27 protein-coding genes are annotated in these 25,493 nt (G+C 47.6%); 9 read left to right on the forward strand and 18 right to left on the reverse strand.

What is annotated here, in order from left to right; all coding sequences use genetic code 11:
* The first annotated feature begins 185 nt into the window (after positions 1 to 185).
* Positions 186 to 539 (forward strand): DUF805 domain-containing protein, encoded by a 354-nt coding sequence (locus KB186_RS15580; protein ID WP_173610518.1) that lies wholly within the window; start codon positions 186 to 188, stop codon positions 537 to 539.
* A 104-nt stretch (positions 540 to 643) separates the two neighbouring features.
* On the opposite strand, the gene KB186_RS15585 is transcribed toward KB186_RS15580, so the two are convergent.
* The 11 genes from KB186_RS15585 to KB186_RS15635 all read right to left on the reverse strand — a co-directional run bounded on the left by KB186_RS15585 (position 644) and on the right by KB186_RS15635 (position 12,363).
* Entirely contained in the window at positions 644 to 1,516 is an 873-nt protein-coding gene (locus tag KB186_RS15585; RefSeq protein ID WP_221866879.1) for a sugar phosphate isomerase/epimerase family protein, read from the reverse strand.
* A 46-nt stretch (positions 1,517 to 1,562) separates the two neighbouring features.
* A complete protein-coding gene (locus KB186_RS15590) occupies positions 1,563 to 2,558 on the reverse strand; it encodes a Gfo/Idh/MocA family protein (protein ID WP_221866878.1) in 996 nt (331 codons plus the stop codon).
* Positions 2,555 to 3,460 (reverse strand): Gfo/Idh/MocA family protein, encoded by a 906-nt coding sequence (locus KB186_RS15595; RefSeq protein WP_232773941.1) that lies wholly within the window; start codon positions 3,458 to 3,460, stop codon positions 2,555 to 2,557. Before KB186_RS15595 ends, KB186_RS15590 begins: the two co-directional genes overlap by 4 nt.
* Positions 3,461 to 3,476: 16 nt before the next feature.
* Positions 3,477 to 4,679 carry an ROK family transcriptional regulator gene (locus KB186_RS15600; RefSeq protein ID WP_173610522.1) on the reverse strand — a complete coding sequence of 401 codons (1,203 nt, stop codon included), beginning with the start codon at positions 4,677 to 4,679 and terminating at the stop codon, positions 3,477 to 3,479.
* 22 nt (positions 4,680 to 4,701) lie between these two features.
* The gene (locus KB186_RS15605) at positions 4,702 to 5,664 is read right to left on the reverse strand and encodes an ABC transporter ATP-binding protein (protein ID WP_173610523.1); all 963 of its coding nucleotides are present in this window, start codon (positions 5,662 to 5,664) and stop codon (positions 4,702 to 4,704) included.
* On the reverse strand, positions 5,657 to 6,649 hold the full coding sequence (locus tag KB186_RS15610; RefSeq protein ID WP_173610524.1) for an ABC transporter ATP-binding protein: 993 nt from the start codon (positions 6,647 to 6,649) through the stop codon (positions 5,657 to 5,659). The genes KB186_RS15605 and KB186_RS15610 overlap by 8 nt, the downstream gene beginning before the upstream one ends.
* Before the next feature lie 18 nt (positions 6,650 to 6,667).
* Positions 6,668 to 7,558: an ABC transporter permease subunit gene (locus KB186_RS15615; protein WP_232773942.1), complete on the reverse strand. Its 891-nt coding sequence runs from the start codon at positions 7,556 to 7,558 to the stop codon at positions 6,668 to 6,670.
* A 19-nt stretch (positions 7,559 to 7,577) separates the two neighbouring features.
* Positions 7,578 to 8,501: a nickel ABC transporter permease gene (nikB, locus tag KB186_RS15620; protein WP_173610526.1), complete on the reverse strand. Its 924-nt coding sequence runs from the start codon at positions 8,499 to 8,501 to the stop codon at positions 7,578 to 7,580.
* A 67-nt stretch (positions 8,502 to 8,568) separates the two neighbouring features.
* On the reverse strand, positions 8,569 to 10,155 hold the full coding sequence (locus KB186_RS15625; protein ID WP_221866873.1) for a glutathione ABC transporter substrate-binding protein: 1,587 nt from the start codon (positions 10,153 to 10,155) through the stop codon (positions 8,569 to 8,571).
* 73 nt (positions 10,156 to 10,228) lie between these two features.
* Positions 10,229 to 11,293: a Gfo/Idh/MocA family protein gene (locus KB186_RS15630; RefSeq protein WP_173610528.1), complete on the reverse strand. Its 1,065-nt coding sequence runs from the start codon at positions 11,291 to 11,293 to the stop codon at positions 10,229 to 10,231.
* 104 nt (positions 11,294 to 11,397) lie between these two features.
* On the reverse strand, positions 11,398 to 12,363 hold the full coding sequence (locus KB186_RS15635) for an ROK family protein (protein ID WP_221866871.1): 966 nt from the start codon (positions 12,361 to 12,363) through the stop codon (positions 11,398 to 11,400).
* Between the two features lie 206 nt (positions 12,364 to 12,569).
* Here KB186_RS15635 and KB186_RS15640 point away from each other — a divergent pair, with 206 nt between their 5' ends.
* The 8 genes from KB186_RS15640 to KB186_RS15675 all read left to right on the forward strand — a co-directional run bounded on the left by KB186_RS15640 (position 12,570) and on the right by KB186_RS15675 (position 17,448).
* Positions 12,570 to 12,815, forward strand: a complete 246-nt coding sequence (locus KB186_RS15640; RefSeq protein WP_173610530.1) for a spore gernimation protein GerQ — start codon at positions 12,570 to 12,572, stop codon at positions 12,813 to 12,815.
* A gap of 13 nt (positions 12,816 to 12,828) precedes the next feature.
* On the forward strand, positions 12,829 to 13,200 hold the full coding sequence (locus KB186_RS15645) for a spore coat protein (RefSeq protein WP_173610531.1): 372 nt from the start codon (positions 12,829 to 12,831) through the stop codon (positions 13,198 to 13,200).
* Between the two features lie 15 nt (positions 13,201 to 13,215).
* Positions 13,216 to 14,352, forward strand: a complete 1,137-nt coding sequence (locus tag KB186_RS15650) for a zinc-dependent alcohol dehydrogenase (RefSeq protein WP_173610532.1) — start codon at positions 13,216 to 13,218, stop codon at positions 14,350 to 14,352.
* Positions 14,353 to 14,379: 27 nt separating this feature from the next.
* Positions 14,380 to 14,574 carry a hypothetical protein gene (locus KB186_RS15655; protein WP_173610533.1) on the forward strand — a complete coding sequence of 65 codons (195 nt, stop codon included), beginning with the start codon at positions 14,380 to 14,382 and terminating at the stop codon, positions 14,572 to 14,574.
* An 11-nt stretch (positions 14,575 to 14,585) separates the two neighbouring features.
* Entirely contained in the window at positions 14,586 to 14,879 is a 294-nt protein-coding gene (locus tag KB186_RS15660) for a spore coat protein (RefSeq protein WP_173610534.1), read from the forward strand.
* Positions 14,880 to 15,099: 220 nt separating this feature from the next.
* Positions 15,100 to 15,663 (forward strand): hypothetical protein, encoded by a 564-nt coding sequence (locus KB186_RS15665; RefSeq protein ID WP_173610535.1) that lies wholly within the window; start codon positions 15,100 to 15,102, stop codon positions 15,661 to 15,663.
* A gap of 323 nt (positions 15,664 to 15,986) precedes the next feature.
* Positions 15,987 to 16,757: a matrixin family metalloprotease gene (locus tag KB186_RS15670; protein WP_229087954.1), complete on the forward strand. Its 771-nt coding sequence runs from the start codon at positions 15,987 to 15,989 to the stop codon at positions 16,755 to 16,757.
* A gap of 166 nt (positions 16,758 to 16,923) precedes the next feature.
* Complete coding sequence (locus KB186_RS15675; RefSeq protein ID WP_232773943.1) at positions 16,924 to 17,448, forward strand: GNAT family N-acetyltransferase; 525 nt, start codon at positions 16,924 to 16,926, stop codon at positions 17,446 to 17,448.
* Positions 17,449 to 17,503: 55 nt separating this feature from the next.
* Here KB186_RS15675 and KB186_RS15680 read toward each other — a convergent pair whose 3' ends face one another.
* From KB186_RS15680 to KB186_RS15710, 7 genes are all read right to left on the reverse strand, one after another.
* Entirely contained in the window at positions 17,504 to 18,724 is a 1,221-nt protein-coding gene (locus KB186_RS15680; RefSeq protein ID WP_173610537.1) for a CynX/NimT family MFS transporter, read from the reverse strand.
* Between the two features lie 182 nt (positions 18,725 to 18,906).
* Positions 18,907 to 19,476, reverse strand: a complete 570-nt coding sequence (locus KB186_RS15685) for a helix-turn-helix domain-containing protein (protein WP_173610538.1) — start codon at positions 19,474 to 19,476, stop codon at positions 18,907 to 18,909.
* Between the two features lie 165 nt (positions 19,477 to 19,641).
* On the reverse strand, positions 19,642 to 20,241 hold the full coding sequence (locus tag KB186_RS15690; RefSeq protein WP_173610539.1) for a response regulator transcription factor: 600 nt from the start codon (positions 20,239 to 20,241) through the stop codon (positions 19,642 to 19,644).
* A complete protein-coding gene (locus KB186_RS15695; RefSeq protein WP_173610540.1) occupies positions 20,238 to 21,380 on the reverse strand; it encodes a sensor histidine kinase in 1,143 nt (380 codons plus the stop codon). Before KB186_RS15695 ends, KB186_RS15690 begins: the two co-directional genes overlap by 4 nt.
* A gap of 63 nt (positions 21,381 to 21,443) precedes the next feature.
* Complete coding sequence (gene desA / locus KB186_RS15700; RefSeq protein ID WP_173610541.1) at positions 21,444 to 22,502, reverse strand: Delta(5) desaturase DesA; 1,059 nt, start codon at positions 22,500 to 22,502, stop codon at positions 21,444 to 21,446.
* Between the two features lie 253 nt (positions 22,503 to 22,755).
* Positions 22,756 to 23,781 carry an ABC transporter substrate-binding protein gene (locus KB186_RS15705; RefSeq protein WP_232773944.1) on the reverse strand — a complete coding sequence of 342 codons (1,026 nt, stop codon included), beginning with the start codon at positions 23,779 to 23,781 and terminating at the stop codon, positions 22,756 to 22,758.
* 117 nt (positions 23,782 to 23,898) lie between these two features.
* Positions 23,899 to 25,479, reverse strand: a complete 1,581-nt coding sequence (locus tag KB186_RS15710; RefSeq protein WP_232773945.1) for a helix-turn-helix domain-containing protein — start codon at positions 25,477 to 25,479, stop codon at positions 23,899 to 23,901.
* Positions 25,480 to 25,493: the final 14 nt, after the last annotated feature.

A 25,493-nucleotide genomic window follows, 5' to 3' on the forward strand; every position in this document is an offset into this window, starting at 1 on the left:
AGCATCCAAAACTCGTTTGGTCTTACTTTTTCCTCCATCTCGTTCATAAATACCCACTACTTTTGTCCTATCAAAAATTGATTCAATAGCATCAGGGAAACTTAACAGAATATGGTTCTAATCCCCTTGGTTTAGTGATAAAATATCGAAGTGTGTCAAAATTTAGAAGAAAGGGGGAAATTATCATGCATTGGTATACAAGCGTATTGAAAAAATACGTCGCTTTTACAGGAAGAGCTAGACGTCAAGAATATTGGATGTTCACTTTGTTCAACATCATCGTATCTCTGGTAATTGCTCTCGTAGACTCATTAATTGGTACAGCATCTGTTTTGGGCATGATTTATTCACTAGCAGTATTACTGCCTAGTTTGGGCGTAACTGTTCGCCGATTGCACGATACAGGAAGAAGTGGTTGGTGGGTCCTTCTTGGATTAATTCCTTTTATCGGTGCTATTATTTTGATCGTATTCTTGTGCCAAGACAGCCAAGGAGACAACCAATACGGTGCGAATCCTAAAACTTCGCAATCCTTCTAATGTCTTCAACACCTCTCCTCATAAGGGAGAGGTGTTTTATTTTTTTGGCCCAAAGAAAAAACGGCAGTTCGGGGCTCCCCAAATGCCGTTTTTCCACTACCGTTTTACGCCTCGTCCCAAAAACGTCGCAGGTTGTCCATCCCGATCTTGGAACCTTCTCGACACTCCTCCATGCCTTCGAACTCAACCGTGATATAGCCATCATAGCCGGACTGCTTGACCAGCTTGACGACTTCGCGTATGTTGATGTCGCCTTGTCCGACTATCGCTCCACGCAGGAAGTTGCCATTCACGGTCTTGAACCATTTGCCAGCGCCTGGGTCATGGTAGGACGGACGGAAGTAGAAATCTTTAAAATGGACGAGCGAAGCATAAGGCAGATTTTTTTGCACACCAACCAGCGAAGCTTCGTCCACGCACATGAAGTTTCCGATATCGAGCGTTGTTTTGAAATTCGGGCGATTGACCTCATGCAAGACACGCTGCACACGATCACTTGCCTGCACCAGCCAGCCGTGATTCTCGATTGTCGTCGTTATTCCGAATTGCGCGGCATAATCAGCGATTCGACAGCTGCCCTCAACCATCTCAGCCAAATGCTTTTCAAAGTATTCGATCGTCGTCTCCTCTACGGGAACAGTAAAAGCAGACACGTCGTGGCGCATATGCTTGATACCCATGCGGTGCAGCAGATCGACATGTGTTTTTACACGTGCGACTTCTGCTTCGAAGGCTTCTTCGTCTGGTTGAATAAAGTTGGTCGGCATCGAGTAGTTGGACAGCTCAATCCCTACCGCTTTTGCCTTATCCCGAACAGCGTCTGCCAATTCGTAGTTATCAACTAGTGTAAAACCGTACGGCACAATTTCCATGTGTTCACCGCCGTTATCCGCGATCCATTGCACGACATCCAGTACATCCATTTCCCCAGCTCGGATTGCTGTCAGTAGACTGTAAGTGCTCAATCCAATTTTCATCCGTTCCACCTCGTTTGATTTATTTGTATAGAAAGGCTACAGCTCATCATGATGAGAAATGCACCTTGTTGATAGTCACGGCTTGCTTCAGACGATGAGATTCATAGGCTGCCTTCACCACTTCTAGCGTCCGCAGTCCATCCTCTCCTGTAATAGACGGAGGTCGGCTTTCCATGACATTTTGCACAAAATCAGATATAAGCCGTTCATCCATATCCACAGCCCAAGGCAGATTTTGCAGCTTCGAATCGCGGTCATTGTAATAGAGCGCGTGTTGCTTGAAGACATCGATTTCCAACGTGCCTTTGGTGCCGACAATCCGCATCATCACATCTCCCCACGTCGGGAACGTCTTCGGCCTCGACCAGCTCGGATCGATTCCAACAATTACGCCAGACTCCATTTCCACAAAAACCAGTCCACAATCCTCTACCTCCAACTCGTAAAAACGTGTGTCCAGCTCAGCGTAGACGCTTTTTACTTCGTCCTGGAGCATCCAGCGGACGAGGTCCATCAGATGGACGATGTGATCCGTCGCTGCTCCACCGCCAGACAGCTCCTTTTCAATGAACCAGCCACCTGGCATTTGTCCGTGGTTCGTGCCATCGATGGCGAGAATGTCTCCAAGAGCACCCGACTGAACGATCTGCTTGACACTTTCCATCACGGGTGCAAATCGGACAGGATAGGCAACCTGAAGCATGACACCTTCCTCTTTGCAAACCTGAATCATTTCGCGTGCATCCGCAATCTCAGTGGCAATTGGTTTTTCGCAGAGAATGTGCTTTTTCGCTCGCGCTGCCGCAATCACGTGCTCCTTGTGCTTGGCATTTTCCGAGCAAACAATGACCGCGTCGATACCGGATTGCAAAAAGGCATGCAGATCTTGATAAAAATTAAGCTGGTAGGCAGTGGCCACTTCCTCTCCACGGCGAGAATCATCATCCCAGACTGCTATCAGCTGCGCATCCGGGTGCTTCTGCAAATAAGTAGCGTAGCTATGGGCATGCATATGGGCGAAGCTGATAATTCCTACTTTCATCCTTCGCCACCTCCAAGCATGAGACTCACAGGTTGTCCCGTCCTGACCGATTCTCTCGCCGCCGAAGCGATATCGAGAGCCGCGAGCAGATCTCGAGAATGCAGACGTGGTACTTCCTGTTTCTGTACACAGCGAACGAAATGCTCCCGCTGTCGCTGCATCAGATCCATCCGTAGGAATGTTGTCGAAAGAAACTGCTCTCCCCGACTCCAGCGAATGGGGGTGCTTTCCCGGCTATCATGGGCAATCATACCTTGATCACCGGTAAGCTCAAAGGAACCATGTTCTGTCTCCTCGGCCCAAGATAGCTCTACATGCGCAATTGCCCCGCCTGCCATTCGAAGCATGACTAACGCATAATGGACGATCTGTCCTGACTCATTTATGTGCTTGACCTCTCGCGCCATCACTCGCTCAACCTCGCCGAACGTCCAGCGCAGCCAGTCGAATTCACCTATTCCAAGCGCTTGAAAAATGCATTTGTCGGCATTCCGGGATGATGGAGGAGCACCTCTTCGCAAGCGAATGACGCCTGCTTTGCCTACTGCCCCATTCTTTATTTGCTCCTGTGCTTGCTCGTATTCCGGAGCAAAACGCAGTGTATTGGCGAATTGCAGCACGATATCATACTGATCGCACAAACTGATTCCATCACGTCCTAGAGCAGTACCGTCTGCGCATAAAATATGCTTTCCCGCCTGGGCCGCAAGCGTCACCCATGGGTCAGCGCTGTCCGCAACCCAGCCAATATCCACGATATCCACTTTTGTTCCCTGCAAGATTTCGCGCAAAGAAGACAAGCTGTCGGCCACACCTACAATCTCTGCCTCTTTGATCCGAAGCCAAGCCTGCGATTCTTTGACGCTTGTTCCCGCTTCCCCTGCGACTACAACTTTTACCATGATCCCGCTCCCTCTCTTATAGCGAAAACTGAAAGGTATCCTGCAATAAAACAGCGGCAGCTCCTGCGACCTCTACATTTTCACCCAACGAATTCGGCCGAATCTCCAGTTCCTCCGTCAGGATTCCATGCGCATATTCCCCCACGTAGTCTTTTACTTTGGCGATCAACAGCTCATTTTCGAAGGCAATCTCACCGCCTAGAATAATGACCTCCGGATTGAACAAATGAATCAGATTAACCAACCCCGAAGCCAAATAAGAAGCGGTTTCCTCCAAAATGCTGATGGCAAGCGGGTCCTGCTCTGCCAACGCCTGACGAAACACCGCAGGAGTAATCCGGCCAACATCCTGCTCCACCAAATCAGAGATGCGGCTCGCTTTTCCTTTCGCAAGCGAGGAGACGAGCTTGGAGTAAATGGTTGGCCAGCTCACGTAATTTTCCAGACAGCCAACATTTCCGCAGTCGCACCGCACACCTGCCCGATCAATCGTGGTGTGACCGAACTCACCGGCCCCGCCTTTAAAGCCCCTGTAGATGGCACCGTTCATCAAAATACTGGCTCCCAATCCATCCCCAATTGTGACGTACAGCATGTTTTGATAATGACTGAAATCCCCGATGGTCTTCTCGGCTAGCAAGTACGCATTCGTGTCGTTATCCAGCCATGTTTTCAACTGGAACCTCCGCTCGATCATTTCTTTAACAGGAGAATTCTGCAAGCGGAGCTTCGTATTGTAGCGAATCACTCCATGAACCGAGTCCACGATACCTTGAGTGACGATCGAGATTCCCATACATGTCTCCAGACTCGCGGCTCCACGCAAAAATTGCTCAATAACCTCCAGCAAAAAAGCAAGGATACTCTCCCCTTGGTACGGCTTGATCGAGTGAACTTCCTTTCGTTTGACCGCGGCTTCCAGATTCATTTCGGCAATCGTAATCTTCGAGCCAGAGATCGAGATGCCTATCAGAAAACGGCTATCAGGAGAAAACTGGATCAATATCGGTTTGCGTCCGCCATTTGACTCCCCTGTTCCCACCTCGGATACGAACGCGTCACGAATCAACTCACTGACAGCTGAGGTCACGGTAGTAGGACTCAGTTTGTTCCGCTTCGCTATTTCACTCCGGGAAATGGGCCCGTAATGACGGATCGTATCGAATATGATGGAGCGATTCAGTTCCTGGATCAGCTTTAAATCACCCGTCCTACGCATGTAACCATCCCTTTTATTCAAGTCACAAATGGCAAGCGACAAAATGATCTCCGTCTGCCGCTTCCCTCAATGCTGGAGGTGTCGTCTTGCATTTATCCATCACGAACGGACATCGCGTATGAAACAGACAACCTGACGGCGGATTCACCGGGCTCGGCACATCTCCCTGCAAAATGATCCTCTCCCGCTTCGCCCGTGGATCAGGAATCGGAACCGAAGAGAGCAGCGCTTTTGTATACGGATGCCGGGGATTGGCAAAAATTGTTTCCTTCGGGCCGGATTCTACGAGACTCCCCAAATACATCACGCCGATCTTGTCGCTAATATGCTCCACCACGCTCAAATCGTGGGAAATAAACAAATAGGTCAAATGAAATTCTTCCTGCAAATCTTTTAGCAAATTCAAGATTTGCGATTGAATCGACACATCGAGAGCAGAGACTGGCTCATCCGCGACGATTAGCTTCGGCTTCAAAATCAAGGCGCGAGCGATTCCGATGCGCTGCCGTTGCCCTCCGCTGAATTCATGGGCGAATTTCTCCGCATGATAGCTGGAGAGCCCGACGACCTCGAGCATTTCTGCGACAATCCGATCACGCTCTTGGGCAGACAGCTTCGTATGAATGAGAAGAGGCTCTGCTACCACATCGCGAATTTTCATCCGCGGATTCAGTGAGGCGTACGGGTCCTGAAAAACCATCTGTACCTGCTTGCGCACTTCCCGCAGCTTTGTTTCGTTCATCTTGGAGATTTCCTCGCCATTGATCCAAATCTTGCCCTCATCTGGCAACAAAAGCCGTGTAACCAAGCGCCCTGTCGTCGACTTGCCGCAGCCACTCTCTCCGACCAAACTGAACGTCTCGCCTTCCCTGATCTCGAACGAAACGTGATTCACTGCCTTTACGCTTTTTTTGCTGCTGAACAGACCGCTATCAATCGGGAACGTTTTTTTAATACCGTCTACCACGACCAGTGAGTTAGACATGAACATCCCTACCTTCCTCTTGATAGAGCCAGCAGCGGCAAGAACGTTCCTCTCCCACCGTCGTTATGGCGGGCTCCTTTTCCCAACAGACAGACATGACATCCCTGCAGCGCGGAGCGAATTTGCAGCCCTTCGGCATATTGTTTGGTGTCGGTACGTTGCCCGGAACCGAATCCAGCCGCACGCGCTTTTGCCCGATTTTGGGGACGGAGCCGATCAAGCCTTTTGTATACGGATGCTTGGGTTCGTCGAACAAGTCGTAAACAGATGCTTCCTCCACGACACGCCCTGCGTACATGACCACGACACGGTTGCACATCTCTGCCACGACGCCCAGATCATGCGTGATCAATAGCATCGACATATGCTCGTCAGCCTGAAGCTGCTTCATTACGTCGAGGATTTGTGCTTGAATCGTGACATCGAGTGCCGTCGTTGGCTCATCGGCAATCAACAGGTTAGGATTGCAGGACATCGCCATCGCAATCATAATGCGCTGCCGCATACCGCCTGAGAGCTGATGCGGATACTCACCCATGATTTCGCTCGGGCGCGGAATCCCCACCTTTGTCAGCATGCTCACTGCTTGTTCTCGCGCCTTTTGGTCGGAATAGCCGAGATGCAAACGAATGGCTTCCATTAATTGCTCTCCGATTTTCATCACCGGGTTGAGCGAGGTCATCGGCTCCTGAAAAATCATCGAGATTTCTTTTCCGCGAATACGGCGCATATCACTCTCCGAAATCGAGAGCAAATTCGTACCGTTGTAAACAATCTCGCCATTGGTAATCTCACCAGTCGTGTCCTTGAACAGGCGCATGATCGACAAGGAAGTCACGCTCTTGCCGCAGCCCGATTCGCCAACCAGTCCAAGCACCTCGCCTTTTTTTATATGAAAGCTGACATGGTCGAGGACGACTGTCTTCTGGTTGTCTCTCGTAAATTGCGTCTGCAGATGCTTTACTTCCATGATGTTCTCACTCATCTGCCCCATCTCCCTCGTTTAGTTCTTCGTTTTCGGGTCCAAAATATCGCGCAGGCCGTCCCCAACCAGGTTAAACGCCAGCACGGTCAAAAAGATCGCAATCCCTGGAATGATGACCACATGAGGAGAAGTGGCGAGATAGTCACGACCCATACTGAGCATCGCCCCCCAGTCGGGACTCTCGGGCGCGGCTCCCAGACCGAGAAAGCTGAGACTGGATGCTGCCAAGATCGAGGTACCGATTCGCATGGAAAAAAAGACGATCATACTGGAGACGGTCTCTGGAAAGATGTGACGAAACATAATTCGGCTGCTTTTTGCCCCCATGGACCGCGCCGCTTCTACAAACACCGCTTCCTTGGCAGCCAATGTATTGCCCCGGATCAAACGCGCAAACGATGGAATACTGAACACCGCTACCGCTACGACGACATTCGTTAATCCCGGACCGAGAATTGCAACGATGGCGATTGCCAGCAGCAAATCAGGAAAGGCGAACATGACGTCACTCCACCGCATGATGAGGCGATCCATCCACCCGCCGTAATATCCGCTAATCAAACCGAATACCGTTCCAACCACTGCACCGACCAGCACAGAAGAAAAGCTGACGCCAAGAGAGATTCCCGTTCCTACGATGATACGGCTCAAAATATCTCGACCGTATTCATCTGTCCCTGCCCAATGCTGCATGGAAGGAGTATGCAACGTCACATCATAGTTCGGCTCGTACGGATCATAAGGCGCGATCCACGGGCCAAACAACGCGATGACAAACAAAAACAAGATAAAAAACCCCGCCCAGAAAGCTGTCTTTTGCTTCTTCCACTTCTTCCAAAACTCGCGGGCTCTTGATTTCTTTTTGTTGGAAACCGCTACGTTATGCCCGATTTCTTTTACTACCTCCATTTACGTCACCTCCTTGCCATTAGCTGTCATAACGGATTTTCGGATTCAGTGCCTTGTACAAAATATCTACCAGCAGATTCACGAGAATGAACTCCAGTGAAAACAACAGGATGACTGCCTGTACGACCGGATAATCGCGAAAAGCAATGGAATCAATCAACAGACGCCCCATACCTGGAATGCTAAACACCGTCTCCACGACAACCGATCCGCCCAAGAGAAAGCCGAATTGCAATCCGGCGATGGTCACGACCGGAATCATCGAGTTTTTCAGGGCGTGCTTGCGAACGACTACAGATTCCTTCAACCCTTTTGCCCGACCTGTTCGAATAAAATCTTCCTTTAATGTTTCGAGCAGGGAGGAACGTGTAAAACGAGCCAGCATCGACATGATTCCAGCTCCCAAGGTTAACGAAGGAAGCACGTAGCTCTTCCAGCTCTCGACCCCACCTGTGGGAAACCAGCCCAACGTGACAGAAAAAACCTGTATGAGAATGAGCCCCAGCCAAAATCCAGGCAAGGAAATACCGGATATCGCCGTCAGCATTCCTACGTAATCCGGCCATTTATTGCGGAAAACAGCAGAGATCGTCCCAATCAGCAATCCGAGCACCAAGGCCCAACCCAGGCTCATAAATGTCAACGTCATCGTTACGGAAAAACGGTTTTCAAACATATCACTAATAGGAAGCCCCGTCTTCAAGGAGTGTCCCAAATTTCCTGTCAGCAGGTTTTGCATGTAATTGACGTACTGGGTAAGCAATGGCTTATCCAAGCCCAGCTCCTGACGCACCCGCTCGATCTCTTCCAAGGTCGCTTCTTTTCCCGCCGCCAAGCGAACAGGGTCACCCGGAACCAGATGGATAAAGAAGAAAATGAGCAACGACACAACAAAAATAATCGGGATGATCTCGATGAGTCTCTTCACGATATAACGGAACATGGTACGGTTCCTCCTAGAAGAAAAGCAGCGCCCAGCGGCAGACAATGCCCGAACGCTGCTTCAAGTATTATTGGAACGCCGCTTCCCTTACATAGATGCCGCCACTTGGTGTGATATAAACACCGTTCACGTTCGCGCGTTTTCCGTACAAGATTTCATCGACTGCGAGGAAAATCCATGGTGCATCTTTAAACACATTTTCTTGCACGACGCCATACAATTGTTTTTGCTTGTCTTGGTCTGACGATTGTGTCGCTTCCTTGATGCTTTGGTCGACAAGGTCATTTTTGTAGAAAGCCGTGTTCGCTCCCGCAGGCGGGAAGTTCTCGCTGCTAAACAACGAACGCATCGCATTGTCTGGATCAGCAGAGGACCAGCTTACGTACCACATGTTCATCTTCGCTTCTTCTGGCGACTTGATGCCGTAGATTTCATCGGATAGCGTGGCTTCTTCCATCGATTTCACTTCAACGGTGATGCCGACCTTTTGCAACTGCTGCTGAATGAATTGCATGCCCTTCATCGTATCCGAGTTCGTATTGCCCCAGATATCGGTAGTGAAGCCGTTCTCGTAGCCTGCTTCTTTCAAAAGCTGCTTCGCTTTTTCGATGTTGTATTCATACGCGCCTTGCTTCGCATAGTGGGCAATCGTCGGGGACATCACGGATTCCAGTTGTGCGCCATACCCGGATTTCACGACTTTTATGAACGCGTTTTTATCGACTGCATGGTTGATAGCTTGGCGAACGCGTGGATCATCAAACGGCTTTTTCAGCATATTGATCGAAACATACCGGGTGATAGTGGAAGGTGTGCGCTCTACCTTTACTCCCTCTTCACCGTTCAGTGTCTCTACTTGCTGCTCTGGCAACGGATAGATGACATCGGCTTCACCCGTCTTCAGCATGGCTACGCGGGAACCGTTTTCAGGAACGGGTTTGTAGACGATTTTACCGACCTTGGCAGCTCCCTTGTTCCAGTGATCCGGATTAAGCTCTACCGTCAGATGGTCACCCTGTACCCATTCCACGAATTTATATGGACCTGTACCGACTGGATTTTTGGTAATGTCTTTGCCGTACTTCTCCAGAGCCGCCGGGCTGATGATTCCGGTCGTGAACTTGTTGATCATCGCGGAAAACGGCTGGTTCAGCGTCACTTTTACTGTGTGCTCGTCGACAATCTCTGTGGACTTGATGTATTTGTAGTTACGATAAGCTCTCAGATTGTTGTCTTTGTTACTCATCCGGTCGAAGTTGATTTTGACTGCTTCGGCATTGAAAGGTGTGCCGTCATGGAACTTTACATTTTGCCGGAGCTTGAAGGTGTACTCTGTCGCATCTTCATTCACCGAATATTCAGTCGATAAACCCGGCATGAGCTTCAAATCCTTGTCGTAAATCAAAAGCCCTTCGAACATCGCGCTTTGGACACCTGATGACAGTGCATCCCCTGTATTTTGCGGGTCCATCGTGATGAAGTTTTCGTTTACGGCGATGACCATCTGATCCTTTTGCGGCGCTCCCGTCGTTGTCCCCCCATTGGAAGCTGCAGGAGTTCCACTACCATTGCCACCGCCACTGGAACATCCGAAAAGTAAAGCCACTGAAAAAAGTAAGACGGATGCGGTTCGCAAAAACGATGCTTTTTTCATTTTCTTTTCCCCCTTGTCTTCATGTACGCTATGGGTGTTATCTGGATGTCCATGGATAGGTCTAGCCTGCCGGTTATCGGGTAAATACGATTTCTCTTCCGGTCGCAGCTGATTCGTAAATACCGCACAGAATCTTCATCATCTCCACACCGTCCTGCACTGGGCTAAGCGTTTCCTTTTCACCCAATATACATGCGATAAAGTGATCAATCTCATTTTGGAAGCCTCGCTTGAAATCAAACGATAGTTTATCCATCTGCGGGCTGACATTCAGGATCGTGTCATGCTTTTCTGCAATGATGGACAACTCTGGCTCTACCTCTGCGCCTCCCTTGTCTCCGTACAGCTTGACGGCCAGCTCGTCTTTTTTTGCATGCAGTGTATAGCTCACATCCACGAAAAGAGACGCTCCGTTTTCAAAGCGAATGAGTGCATTGGCCATATCCTCGACAGTGTTTTGGGAAGGGTCGTAGTCAGCGGCTTTGTAAAAGGAAAGATTTTTGACGTTGGCGCGATTGCCCAGCTTGTTGTATGTATTGCCACTGACGGTCGTTACTTTTGGGCAGCCCATCAAATACCAGCACAGATCAATGACATGTACCCCGAGATCGATCAGCGGACCTCCACCAGATCTGTCCTTGTCAGCGAACCAGCCTCCCGGATTTCCCAAGCGACGCAGACAGGATGCCTTCGCGTAATAAATCTCGCCCAGCTCGCCCGCATCGATGAACTGCTTGAGCAATTGCGCATTCGTATCGTACCTTCTCACAAAGCCCACCTGGAGAAGCTTGCCACTTTCTTTTACGGCCTTTTCTATCAGGAGAGCGCTTTCAACTGTTGTACTTAAAGGCTTTTCCAAAAGCACGTCTTTACCCGCCCTAAGGGCAGCAATGGCAATATCAGCGTGCGTGTTGTTCCACGTACAAATACTCACTGCGTCTACCTGCTCATCTGCAAAAACATCCTCAAGCTTGCTGTAATAGGTCTCGGCCCCGTACTTCTGAGCTTTTTCCCGAGCGCGCTCCTCGTTGAAGTCGACGACGGCACGAATTTCTGTACGCTCGTTTTGCTGGTACGATTGCAAGTGCATGTCTGAAATAGATCCTGCACCAATCACCGCAACTCTCACTTTTGCCATGATGCTGTCTTCCTCCTTGGTTCTCATTTGTTAATTAATTTTTTCAGTGGAGTAATTAATAAAATGATACAAAATTGTTTTAATTTTTGCAATACGGATTTCAATTAAAAATTGGATTCAAAAACTCCCCCTGCCGCTCCCATCACTCCGGCCTCCACCCCGATTTGGCTTGTGACCACCCGCACTTCATTCGCCAATCCAGAGATGGATCTATCTCTCATACTCTTTTCGATTTCTGGAAGCATTAGTCCAGATGCGTTCATAACCCCGCCTCCAAAGACAATGACCTCCGGATTAAACATATAGATTAGATTGGCTGCTCCTATGCCTAAATAAAACCCGGCTTGCTTTACGATTTGCGCGAAAAATGGATCTCCTGCCAGCGCAGCTTCACTGATCTCTTTTGCCGACAGCTCTCCCTTTTCAACAAGGATTCGATTGGTACCGGGCTCCTTCGTAGATGCCAATTTTTGACGGGCGGCGTTTTCGATAGCAGTACCAGAAGCGTAGTTTTCCAGGCATCCACGATTACCACAGCGGCATGGCGGTCCGTTCCAATCGATTGAGATATGGCCGAACTCACCCGCACTTCCATCTCTACCTGAAACCAAACGTCCGTCGCTAACGATTCCAGCCCCAACCCCTGTGCTGACTGTGACGTAAATCATATTTCGTGTACCGACACCTGCACCCCATAGCCACTCCGCAACCGCCGCAGCATTCGCATCATTGAACAGTCGAGCAGGCAATCCGAATCTTTGCCCAATCAACGTGCCAATCGGAACATTTCGCCAGCCCAGATTGCTCGCAAAAATGACCTCGCCACTATCGCTGTTAATCACACCAGCGGAAGCGATTCCAACCCCGCATACTTCTTCGGAATTGATGCCGCTTGTTGACAGGACATCGTGCGTGGCGGACAACACCCTTTCAATTACTGCCTTTTCTCCCTCTTCCGCGTACGTAGGCAGTTGCTTTCGTGCAATCAATCGACCAGTACGGTCCACCAGGCCAGCCAATATTTTTGTCCCACCCAGATCCAGCCCAATCGCATATTCCTCTTTTGCCATGCTCGTCTCTCCTTTGTTTACCGTAACGCATGATATTAATTTCTCCAATGGTTTTATAAATGTAACTTAGCTTTATTTGTAGCACACACACCTCCAAACGTCCAGACTATTCAAAAAAATCCACCTCGCCCGGAAACTTCTTTCGAATACCAGGAAGTACATAGGACAGAATAAAACTGTTAAAACGCCCAAAAGGAGGATGGTACATGAATAAACAGACGCTGGCTGCCCATGAATCACTGGATATTCATGAAGTACTTAACTTTAAAACACTCTGCCTCGCCAAATCCAAGCTGATGCAAGGCATCGTATTCGATCAGGATTTACGAGCATTGATGCAAAAAGATGTAGAGCAATCCTTGCAAGCAATCGCGGAGCTTCAGGCTATTTACAAGAACGCACCCTTTCAGGCACCGATCCCGCAAACTCGTCCGACCCCCATCATAAACTGAAGGTGAAAATCTGATGAACAACGATTATCAAGATCCCATAAATGCATTAAACATGCCGGAAAAGGCAGATATGACTTTTGCTATGGACTTCCTCATGCGAGCCAAAGAAGGCGTCCGAAACACAGCCATCGCTCTAACTGAAACCGTTACTCCGGAAGCGAGAGCCATATTGCGGAAACAGCTCCACCAAGGAATTGCTCTTCATCAAGAAATCGCGGAACTGATGCTTAGTAAAAAATGGTTCCATCCCTACGAGCTTCATGAACAATATCAACTAGACCACCTCTCAGCCTTGGAAACGATTCAAATCGGGCAAATGAATCTCTTCCCAGAAGATACTTCGCGAAAAGGCATGTTCGATCGGACACCAGATGAACACCAATGATGGAGGAACTTATCGATGAAAGCCGTTACCTACCAAGGCATTAAAAACGTAGTGGTAAAAGAGGTGCCCGATCCGAAGCTTGAAAAGCCCGATGATATGATCGTGAAATTGACAAGCACCGCCATTTGCGGGTCCGATCTCCATTTAATTCATGGCATGATCCCCAATTTGCAAGAGGATTATATTATCGGTCACGAACCAATGGGTATTGTTGAAGAGGTAGGCCCCGGTGTAACCAAGCTGAAAAAGGGCGACCGCGTCATCATTCCATTTACGATTGCTTGCGGCGAATGCTTTTATTGTAAAAACGATTTAGAAAGCCAATGTGACAATTCAAATGAGAATGGCGATATGGGTGGTTTTTTCGGATATTCCGGCACAACTGGCGGTTATCCTGGGGGGCAGGCGGAGTATTTGCGGGTGCCCTTTGCGAATTTTACCCATTTCAAGCTCCCCGAAAACTGTGAAGTAGAAGATGAAAAGCTATGCTTGATTGCCGATGCTATGCCCACTGCCTATTGGAGCGTAGATAACGCTGGTGTCAAGAACGGAGATACCGTGATTGTTCTGGGCTGCGGCCCCGTAGGCCTCCTCGCCCAAAAGTTTTGTTGGCTGAAAGGTGCAAAACGAGTGATCGCGGTTGATTATATCGATTACCGCCTGCAACATGCGAAGCGTACAAACAACGTAGAAATCGTTAACTTTGAGCAAAAGGAAAATATCGGTAACTACCTGAAAGAAATCACGAAGGGTGGCGCTGATGTTGTCATCGATGCTGTTGGTATGGATGGAAAAATGTCCGATCTGGAGTTTTTGGCAAGTGGTTTGAAGCTGCAAGGAGGCGCCATGGGGGCAATCGTCATCGCTTCCCAAGCAGTTCGCAAAGGCGGCACAATCCAAATTACCGGTGTTTACGGCGGGCGCTATAATGCCTTCCCTCTTGGAGACATCATGCAACGCAATGTCAACATACGTTCCGGACAAGCTCCTGTGATCCACTACATGCCTTATATGTACGAGCTCATTACCACCGGAAAAGTCGATCCAGGCGACATCATTACGCACGTCATTCCCTTGAGTGAAGCAAAGCGTGGCTACGAAGTATTTGATACCAAAACAGACAATTGCATAAAAGTCGTTTTGAAGCCTTGATGAAATGAGAAGGAGGGTGCTGCTGCGATGAGTTACGGATTGCATGAACAGCTTGAACTACACGAAATTGCTACTTTTAAAACCATTTGCATGACCAAGTCCAAGACAATGCAAGGCCTGGTTTCCGATGAGACGTTGGGACAGCTGTTGGCTGACGATGTTCTCGTATCCACCAGACAGCTCCAGGAACTGAGCTCTCTACTGACAAAAGCAAATTCATAGGGGGACAACAAATGACTGGCATTCTTCAAAGCTTAGCTGGTATGGGTGGCCTCACGGATCAAGTAATCGCCATGGACTTTCTCATCTCCACAAAGAGCGGTGTGCGGAACTATGCGATGGCACTGACGGAAACAGGCACCCCAGAAATTAAGGAAATACTAACCAAGCAATTGGAAGAAGCAATCGATTTGCATGAAAAGATCAGCCTGTACATGATTGAGCGTGGCTGGTATCATCCATGGAATATTACCGAGCAGATTCAGTTGGATCAGCAAAATATCCAGACCGCGTTAAATCTTTCGTGAAGTGAAAGCACCTTTTTTGGGTGCTTTTTAATTTGTCTACCATTCGACAATATCTCCTAAAGTAAAAAGAAAATATATCCTATAAAATGGTATATATAGCTTTTGTTGGAGGGAAGCAATGATATCCATCTACTATTTTTGATGGAGTACCGCAACTTCTGGCATCCACTCGATGAGCGTTTCAGAGCTACATTACCTCTGTCATGAAAGGTTGATGTTCATGTTTAAAAAAGCCTTGATCATCCTGACATTAAGCTCAGTTGTCGCCGTACCAAGCTTAGCTGTAACAGCCCACGGGGCCGCTCTACCTTCACAGGAGAAGGCACCAGCCTCCTCAAAAACAATAATCAAAAATGCCGCATTTGGTCAAGAAGTCTGGGTAATGCTCGGCTCGCCTATTCCAACCGGATGGGTCGTCATCAGATCTTCCGGCAATATGAACCTGATTAAAGATATGAACAACGCTCCGACTGGTTACGAAGTTTGGGTAATGCTCGGTTCCCCTATGCCAACTGGATGGGTCGTGATTAGAAGTACCGGAACCATGAACCTGCTTAAAAACCTGAACAGCGCCTCTTCTAATCAGGAAGTTTGGGTAATGCTCGGCTCCCCTATGCCTGACGGATGGGTTGTAATCAGAAGTACTGGAACCATGAACCTGCTTAAAAATCTGAACAACGCATCCTCTGGTCAGGAGGTATGGGTGATGCTAGGCTCGCCTATTCCTGACGGATGGATTGTTGTCAGGTCATCGGGAACAATGAACCTGATCAAGCGCCTATAGACTAATCAGAATAATAGGATAAACCGCTTCCCCAATAGCTAGACTCATGGCATGCATCCTGTCCACAAGCTGACGTCGAAACTCAATCGACATCAGCTTTTTTACTTTTCTTGTTAGTTTAAATATGGTATAAATTGTTAATTATTTCGTAACTGCCTTGAAAATACTGGATGCTTATTTTACCATTGGGAAAACAATTTCAAATTACTAAAAAGAGATGGACTAGTAGGAATGGAATTGTTTTTGTAATCAAAAAAATGAGAAGGAGGTCCACAGAGAACTGTACTGGGAACAATGAAAACTCTTATTTGGAAAGGAGCCTCATGATGTTAGAACGAATATTGGGTAAACTTTTATTGCTCACCATTACTCTTGTCACTCTTGTAAATGGATATTTTGTTACGCCGACAAACGCACAGGATCAATCCGAATATCGTGTGGATTTTAGCGGTGTATCCGCACCGATCCCTGTCAATATCCGTACCGGACCGACTACTTCTGCTGCTATCATCGACAGTCTTCAACCAAATACCCGAGTACAATTTTCTGGTTGGACCCGAGGTACCTCGCTAACCGACTATTGGACAGGCTCCCCTGATAATAGATGGTTCTTCTACGAGAAAAACGGCATGAAATACTATGTTGCTTCTGCTTTTATTAACGGAAACCCACCTGCCACCGATCAAAACAAGGTCTTGGTTTCGTATCAGGTAACCATTACGACGAATATCCCTGCTCTTAGACAGGCCTATGAAAATGCCATACAAAACTGGAACAACACAGGCATTGTTTCCTTAACACCAACACAAAACGCCCCCATTACATTAGGTGAAGGCTATGCAAGGGGGTATGATGGATTTGGCTGGTGGCAATCGAATGGCTCCAGAGTTACCGGTGGCACAGTCATTCAATGGAACAGAGTAAGCAACAGAAACGCCGCTTATTTAGAAGCCTTGGCTACTCATGAGATTGGCCATGTATTACGACTAAATCATAGGTCGGATCACTCCATCATGAATAACTCTTGGTTAACGAGAATCACTACTCCTACCCAAAACGACATCAATGAGCTTCGAAACATCTATAGTCGATAACGCTATTGCCCACAAAATAGACTATACAAGGCACTCTTTTGGCTGTCGAAAAAATCGACGGCTTTTTTTGATGAACAGCCCGCCTCTTGGTAATCCCCCCTTTCCTTCTCATGCATCAGCGTATACGATTATGAATATTCCTTACCATTCCCAAAGGAGAATCCCCATGAATAATCAAATTCTCAGTGCACGCCTGACTCTCACTAAAGTGGCATTACCCGATTGGGAGCTGATCAGCTCCATCTATTCCACCCCGACACTGATGGAGCATATCGGAGCAACCATGAGTGACGAAGATATCCGCCGTAACTTTGAGAAAGAACTCGCTCCGTGGAGTCTCGAATCGAACCACTGGCTGACCTGGATCATACGTGAAACCGACTCCGGTAGCGACGTTGGCTTGATTAGTATCTGCACCCGTAACCGAGAAACCCTCACTGCGGAAGTCGGCTTCATCATACTGGACGGATTCAAAGGCAAAGGCTATGCAACGGAATCAATCAGACGCGTATTTGATTTTGCAGTAGATACATTTGGCTTCAAAAAATTTACGGCTGTTTGTTCCGAAGAGCATGCCGCTTCACGCCGTGTTTTGGAGAAGGCTGGAATGAAGCTGGATAAAATCGTGCCCGAAAGCACTGAAATCGCTGGCAAGATGGTGAATGACTGTTTTTATACGTTGGAAAAGTAAAAGATCTTACGCCTTTCACAACGCAATAAGCCACCATACCTGTGAAATGGTTTGCTTATGTCGCTTTTGAACCAATAGAGCGATTTCTGGCTGCGCCTAGCCCAAATATAAAGAGCAAGATTGACGCACCGACCAAAAGTAGCAGGGGAACCGTCCAGCTATCCGTTACATCATGCAGATATCCGAAAAGGGTCGGGCCTATTGCGGCAAGTAGGTAACCAACTGATTGAGCCATACCGGATAGCTCTGCAGCCTGTTGAGCATTCTCTGTACGTAAACCAAAAAACATCATCGATAAACTAAATGCAAAACCTCCGCCAATTCCAAGCATGATGATCCACCAAACAATGAAATTCGCGCTTCCGTAAAGTAATCCAAGCGTTCCCATGAAAAGTAAAATTGCCGTAATCGTAACTAATGAACGTTGACTGGACATACGCCCCGCGATAATCGGAACGATAAAAGTAAAGGGAAGCAAGGCTAACTGCATAATGGATAGGAACCAACCAGATTGATCTGAACTTGTTCCTTGCTGTTTTAAGATTTCAGGTAGCCATGTAATCAGTACATAGAAAAACGTAGATTGAAGTCCCATAAACAAGGTTACTTGCCACGCTAGTGCGGAACGCCATAAATTCACACCACTATCCGCCGATTGATTTTGAACGGTGGCTGTTTCCCTAGTGCGGCGTTTCATTTGAGGTAACCAAAATAATACGGATACCACACTAAGAATGCCCCATATTCCCAGTGCCCCTTGCCATCCAACTCCTAATCCAACTGCAATGGGAACACTAATGCCAGATGCGATTGCCCCTAATATATTCATAGAAATGGAATATACACCAGTCATTAAACCAATTTGTCCAGGAAACTCCCGCTTTATAAGGCTAGGCAACAACACATTAGAAACGGAAATTGCCAACCCAAGAACAGCAGTACCGATATATAAGGTAGCGATTCCTGGGAGAGAACGCAAAATAATCCCAAAAGTAAGAAGGAGGATGGAAATTAGAATCATTACTTCTACGCCAAACCTTCGTCCTAATTTAGGAACAATGGGAGAAAAAAGTGCAAAAGCTAATAGGGGCAACGTGGTAATCATACCTGCCAGCGTATTCGAAATATGAACATCGTCCCGAATAAGACCAACTAGAGGCCCCACCGAGGTTAAAGGGGCCCGTAAATTAGCTGCAATAAATATGATCCCTACAATAACCACCCAAACTGCTGATCTAGTAACATTTGAAGTTGATTTAATCTTTTGCGTGCTCATTATTTTCCCTCTTTGTCTATTAGATTGAATACAGGAGTTCATTCGAAACCAAAGAAAAATATATTATAATATACTTTTACACCAATATCGTATATTATAATACAATAAAAACCCTCTAGCAACCATTCGGTCGATAAAGGGTCATAGTCGTGGTAGTCTATGAACATACAGGGGATCGATTTTTAGACCCCGTATTTCAATATAATATGGAGCACAACAAGCTCGTCAGACTGGTTTATATAGGAATGTGTGCCATCTGCACTAAAACTAATCGAATCATATTGGTTCAAGGTGTACGACTCATTATTTACATGGATGGAAAGGGTTCCTGACATTACTGTCACAATTTCCGTTGTATTGTGGTGATGCTTCTCTGGATGGTATGAGCTATTCGGTTGTAAATAAGCTCTACACGTTTCAATTTCATTGCTTACGTTTTGAAAGATTGGCTCAATGACCCACTCTTTATTATCCCCGGCAATTCTGAGTCCCTTCCCGGCTCTGGACAGATTCACACTGTTTTCGGTTGAGAATAACGCCAAGAGTGGAATAGATAAGCATTTCGAAATTTTCCACAGCACCCCGATTGTTGGGTTGGTTTCTCCACGCTCAATATTTCCAAGTGTCAGCTTGCTCACACCGGATAATTCTGATAAATCTTCCAGGCTCAAATGCTTCTCTTTACGGATTTTTTTTAATACCCCTCCAACCTGAAGAACAACTTGTTTAGGGTCATCGGTTTCTGGATTCATTTTAAGCCTCCCTTTACTATAGATGGAATCTATAAAAAATATGCTAGTAGCATGCCTATACGATAGTGGATGAAATCATATTAAATATACCAGATCATCAATCATAACCCCATAAAAAAGAAACCCTTCCTGCCAAAACAGAAAGGGCCTCCTTCAACTGGTCTGCTACTTAAACCAGCCTTTTTCCTTTGAATGCATAATAGCCTCGATCCGATTGCTCACACCGAGCTTGTCGAGAATGACGGAGATGTAATTCCGCACAGTCCCTGTCGTAATGTACAGCTGACTGGCAATCTCCTTGGTGTTCTTCCCGTCAGCGACCAAAAGCAGGACTTCCTTTTCTCGCTCCGTCAGTGGATTCTCCTGCCCATACGCCTCATCGATCAGCTCAGGCGCATAGATCCGCCGCCCAGCCATAATGCTGCGAATCGAGCTGGCCAGCTCTTCGCTCGGACTGTCCTTGAGCAAGTAGCCGTTTGCGCCTGCCTTCAGTGCTCGTTCGAAATAACCTGGGCGAGCAAAGGTTGTAAGAATCATCACCTTGCACCCGCTACCTTTCAATTCCTCGGCAGCGTCCAATCCGCTTTTGACTGGCATTTCGATATCCATAATGCAAATGTCGGGCTGATGCTGATGCACGAGCTTGACCGCATCCTCACCATTACTTGCTTTTCCGACGACCTTCATATCCTCTTCCAAATCGAGCAGGGAAGCAAGGGCTCCCAAGAGCATCCGCTGGTCCTCTGCAATGACAATGCGAATCATCTTCCCGCCTCCTGTTCCGGTTGTTTGAAGATGTTGGGTACCCGAATCACTAGCTGTGTTCCAGACACGGAGGACTGGATTTCCATGCTTCCGTTGACAAATTCCAGCCGTTCCTTCATTCCACGCAAACCGTTGCCTCGGTAAACCAATTCCTCCGCCATTCCGATGCCATTATCCGTTACGCTTACGACGAGATCGGTACGAGCGGGTTCAATGACAATGGAACAGGCAGTGGCGTTGCTATGCTTCACAATATTGTTGACCGCTTCTTTCAGGCACATGCACAACACGTTTTCTGTCATCAGCGAAGTGTTGGTCAGATTCGTGTTACCTTCCAACACGAATTCAATATCCGCTGCCTTGAAAATTTGCTTGATCCGAAACATCTCATCCTCTAGCCGCGTCCCACGCATTTGCGTGACCATTTCCCGTACTTCCTTCAAAGCGATTCGCGCTGTTTGCCTGATCTCCTCCAGCTCTGTTCTCGCCAGAGCAGGATTTTTGTTGATCAGCTTGTTCGCCAAATCGCTTTTCAACCCAATCAGGGAGAGCTTCTGCCCCAACGTATCGTGCAGGTCGCGGGCAATGCGTTGGCGTTCCTCGAGCTTGACCAGCTCTGAAATCCGCTTGTTCGCATGCTCCAGCTCTCCTTGCAGCTTCTCTCGCTTATTCCAGTTGTACGTAGTCACGGGCAAGAGAATGACAGCAACCATGCTAACCAAAACAAACGGAAGCTGGCTAATCAATTGCGCGTTTTTGGTGAAAAAGCCGATGTTGACCGATATGGCGGTGCTAATCAAATGAACCGTGTACAGCGTAACAAAGCCGATCTTGTTCTCGATATTCCCGATAAAAAACGCCAGAAAGAGCGAGAAATACACATAGCCGAACATCAAGGTCATCGCGATGGATATGATGATCTGCACACCCGTCCAAAAGTAAATCAGCCAGCCCTTTGACAGAAAGGAGAATACATAGCAAATAAAAAACAGAATGATCATGATGATTCCGATCACCGCTTCGTACGTCGATGATGACCGGAAGATGAAATAGAATGGCAGGATGTAGAAGACAACCCACACATAAGGGCTCAAGCCCGTATTTTTTTGAAGAATGTGATACCACTTCTGCTTTTGCATGCTTGCCCACCTTTTCTTCGGCACTCTCTCAAGTGTATCGGAAATCAAGGGTTTATGGCAGGCTTATTTTCCTTCCAAACTCGGTTTGGAGCCTTGGAGTGCATCCATGATCACTTCAGATCGAGCAGCAGCCAATCGCTTGATGCCTTTGAAGCTCACAAAGCGCTTGTTGCTCTCATCCCACAAATGAAAACGCAGGCACTGCACGCTTGCCGCCAGTGTAATCGTTGTCGCCTTCTGAAGCGGCGGTGTCTCGTTATGTGCTTTTTCCAGGTTGTAATTCGGTACACGTGGGCTTAAGTGATGGACGTGGTGAAAGCCAATATTGCCTGTGATCCATTGCAAAACCTTCGGCAACTTGTAGTAAGAGCTTCCTTCTACTGCTGCTTTCACGTAGCTCCACTCTTCTTCGTTCTCAAAGTACGAATCCTCATACGTATGCTGCACATAAAACAGCCAAATCCCAAACAATCCCGAGACAAAAAAGATCGGACCTTGAATCAGCAGGAATGCTTGCCAGCCAACCGCCCAGATTAAGAGCCCATAAAGACCGACCAGCAATACATTCGTCAAATACGTATTCAACCGCTCTTTGCGGCGAGCTCGCTTTACATTAAAACGATATTGGAGCAAAAAGACAAAAATAGGACCCAAACCAAACATAACGATTGGATTACGATACAGCCGATAAGCCATTTTACGCCAGGTAGGAGCTTCGAGATATTCATTAACAGTCAGCATCCACAGATCGCCTACACCTCGTTTGTCGAGGTTGCTGCTCGTTGCATGGTGAATATTGTGACTATTTTTCCACTGTTCATACGGAATGAGGGTAAGCACACCAGTAATCGTCCCCACGATGTCATTTGCCCGACGATTTTTGAAAAAGGATTGGTGGCAGCAATCATGGCAAATGATGAAGGTACGGATGACGAAGCCACCTGCGACAATGACGATAGGCAGCGTCAGCCAATAGGACACAGATAAGCTGAGATAAGCTCCGTACCAGAGAAGAATCAGCGGAACTAGCGTATTGATTAGCTGTCGGATACTCTTTTTCATGTCTGATTTTTCAAAGGGGGCAACATTCTTTTTCAACTCGGCAATATTGGCTTGATGCATCAATTGTTTCCTCCTCGACCGAAGCGCATAGAGACGTGGAGTGCGCCGGACACTTTATTCTATCTTTATTGTAGAAAATAGCGTCTGGCCGCTGTAGTCATAAACGTCAAGTCGAGGACATGACAAATGTCATGGTTGAACAAGCGACTTGAAAATTTAAGGTACATAAACTAAGCAGTCATCCCATATTATGCCAAGAAAAGACCCCATCCATACTTCGGATGAGGTCTCTCGCTTTGACGCCGTATTGTTCTTACTTCACATCGAGGCGCTTCACGATATCTTCGAGCAGCAAATTCGCTGCCTTGATGCCGCCTGCTTTGTTCCAAACCGTTTCGTCTACTTGGAAAACTTGATTGGTCTTCGCCACATTCAGAGATTGGAAGACCGGGCTTTCCATCCATTTTTTTGCGTTGTTCGCAATGTCTTGAGATTCTTTTGTTGGCTCCGTTACCCAGTAGAACAGGATGTCCCCGTCCATAGCAGACATGCCTTCTTCACTGATCATTTCTGCAAAGTTATTAACGTCCTGGGAAGCTGGACGTGCGAGTCCCAGCTGATCGAGCAGCACACCGCTAAATGTATCTTTTTGATAAATTTGTACACCTTTTTTGGAGAATTTCGCTACGGATACTTTGGTAGAAGCTTTAGGACCCAGCTTTGCTTTCACAGCAGCTACGCGGTCGTCGAATTCTTTCAGGACTTGCTCGCCTTCCGCCTTTTTGTTCAGTGCTTCAGCATAGAGTGTGAAGTTGCTTTTCCATCTACCGGACAGCTCTTCGGAGAATACGGTTGGAGCGATTTTGGACAGTTGATCGTAAATCTTTTCATGACGTACTTTGTTTCCGATGATCAAATCAGGGCTCAGGCTTACAATCGCTTCGAGATTTGGCTGGTCTTCGAAGCCCAACACTTCTACGCCTGTCATCTGATCTTTGATGTGAGGATACCAAGGATCTTCATCCCAGGACTGTACAGCAGCGATTGGCTTAACGCCAAGTGCTAGCAAAGCTTCCGTACCTTCATTCGTTAAAATAACTACGCGTTCTGGTGTTCCCTTAATCGGAGTGGTACCCATTGCGTGTTTCACTTCACGTACTTCAATGGAATCGGTTGGTGCTGGTGCCGGAGTAGCCTCAGTCGTCGTGCCCGATGCAGCTGGCGTCTGTTGAGCTTGATTGGCATTGCCTCCGCAACCGGCAAGGACAACCAGCAAGCACAGCGCGAAGAAGCTGGTCATGAGGTGGCGCATGGTACATAAACTGGTCTTACTTTTCATATCGAGAATGCCCCCACTTCTGCTTATCAACTTAGTGATAACAATTATCAATTGATAGTATATAGAGACTCCTCTTCCTTTTCTATGGACGTGATTGTCCAATTGCCATGGACCAGATTATCTCTGTGCGACCTGGAGAAAATACGCTGTGCTCCTTTGAATCGTATGCTCTCTGCCAAACGGTCCCCATGGGTCCCATTCGTGATTGGCGGGATGGTACACTTTGTTTTCCCGCACCGCACGCATCTCTCTCCACTGCGGGTTGTTCCACAGCGCTGCCACATGCTCCCGTTCACTCCAGAACACGATGATTCTCTCCGGGTTCAATTCGATCAGATCGTTGAGCGCATTTGGTTTATAGGCTGCGTGATTCACATTCTGATCAGGCGCAAACCCAAGCTTGTGATAAAACAAGTCAGCGAGGGCGTGCCCCTCTACACCATACAGGCGCACCTCATCTGCAAGGACGCGAATCATCGTCCATTCACCCGTGCGTGTAACCGGTAACAGTGCATCCCTTGCTTGTTTTTCCACTATGTCGATGTGCTTGATGATTTTCTCTGTCAGACTCTCTTTCTTGAAAAGCGTCGCCAATCTCGTTTGGTAGTCAATCCAGTTCGGATAGCCGTCAAAGAAGACCGTTCCTTTTATTTTCTCCCAGTCTCCTGCCTCCCGATTGTGAAAAAAATTCATTTTGACAATCACATCAGGCGACAAAGTCAAAATCTCTTTCGGATCAATCAACCGCTCTGCATTCAGTGCTTTTGTCCCGCGCAGCTTTTGCTGCAAATAAGAAGGAAAGCCCGTCCTCGTTTCAAAGTAGTTCGGGAAGGAGGGGGCTGCAATCGGCTGAATTCCCATCGCGAGAAAATGATCCTGCAAGAACAGCTTGCTGACCACGACTACCCGCTGGTCACCTTGCTTCATATAAATTTGCGGCGACAATCCTTCGCGTTTTTTGAAGAGTCTACTAAAATACAGCTCATCGGCATAACCCACGTTACGAGCTACATCCTTCACACTTCCTCCAGAATGGGCAAGCAGCTCCTTGGCATGCTCCATCCGCAGCCCAGTCAAATACTCCCCAGGTGTCATTCCCGTCGCACGTTTGAAAGCACGGCAATAAGAGCTGGGGGTCAACCCCGCCAGTTTTGGCAAGCTTCCCAATTCCAATGACTCACGGTAGTGTTTTTGCATGTAAGCGATGGTCTCCTCAATCGCTCCAATGCCTTTTTCCTCATTCTTTTTCTGTTCATCATGAACAATACCAAGCAGCTCGTATAGCAGCGCTTGGCTCCGCAAAAAAGAAGAGTAGTCCCGCTTCCGTGTCAATTGCGAGAGTTCCTCCAATACCGTCAGAAATGAAGCGGGAGTAGAGACAGCCAAAACCTCGACTTCTTTCCTCTCGGGAGCGCTCTCGTGCTGATCGTGTCTCGTTTCCGCGTAATGCAGCCTGTATATGTGCAACGGTCCTGATTGGCACCGCAATTCTTCTATCTTTGTCGTCGGGCTAAACAACAAGAGCTTTCCGGCGTCGAGCACCTGCTTTTGACCATCAACTGTCATCTCCGCACGTCCTTCTGCCACATAACAAAGGACATGGGTGTTTACCTCCACATGACGCAGGTGAAAATTTTTCAATCGCTGTTTGCGAAAGGCGGTCATCAAGAAGCCAGGATAATCTTGATTAATCGTCAACAGACTCACATCCT

The organism is Brevibacillus sp. AF8, from assembly GCF_021270385.1.
GTDB lineage: Bacteria > Bacillota > Bacilli > Brevibacillales > Brevibacillaceae > Brevibacillus.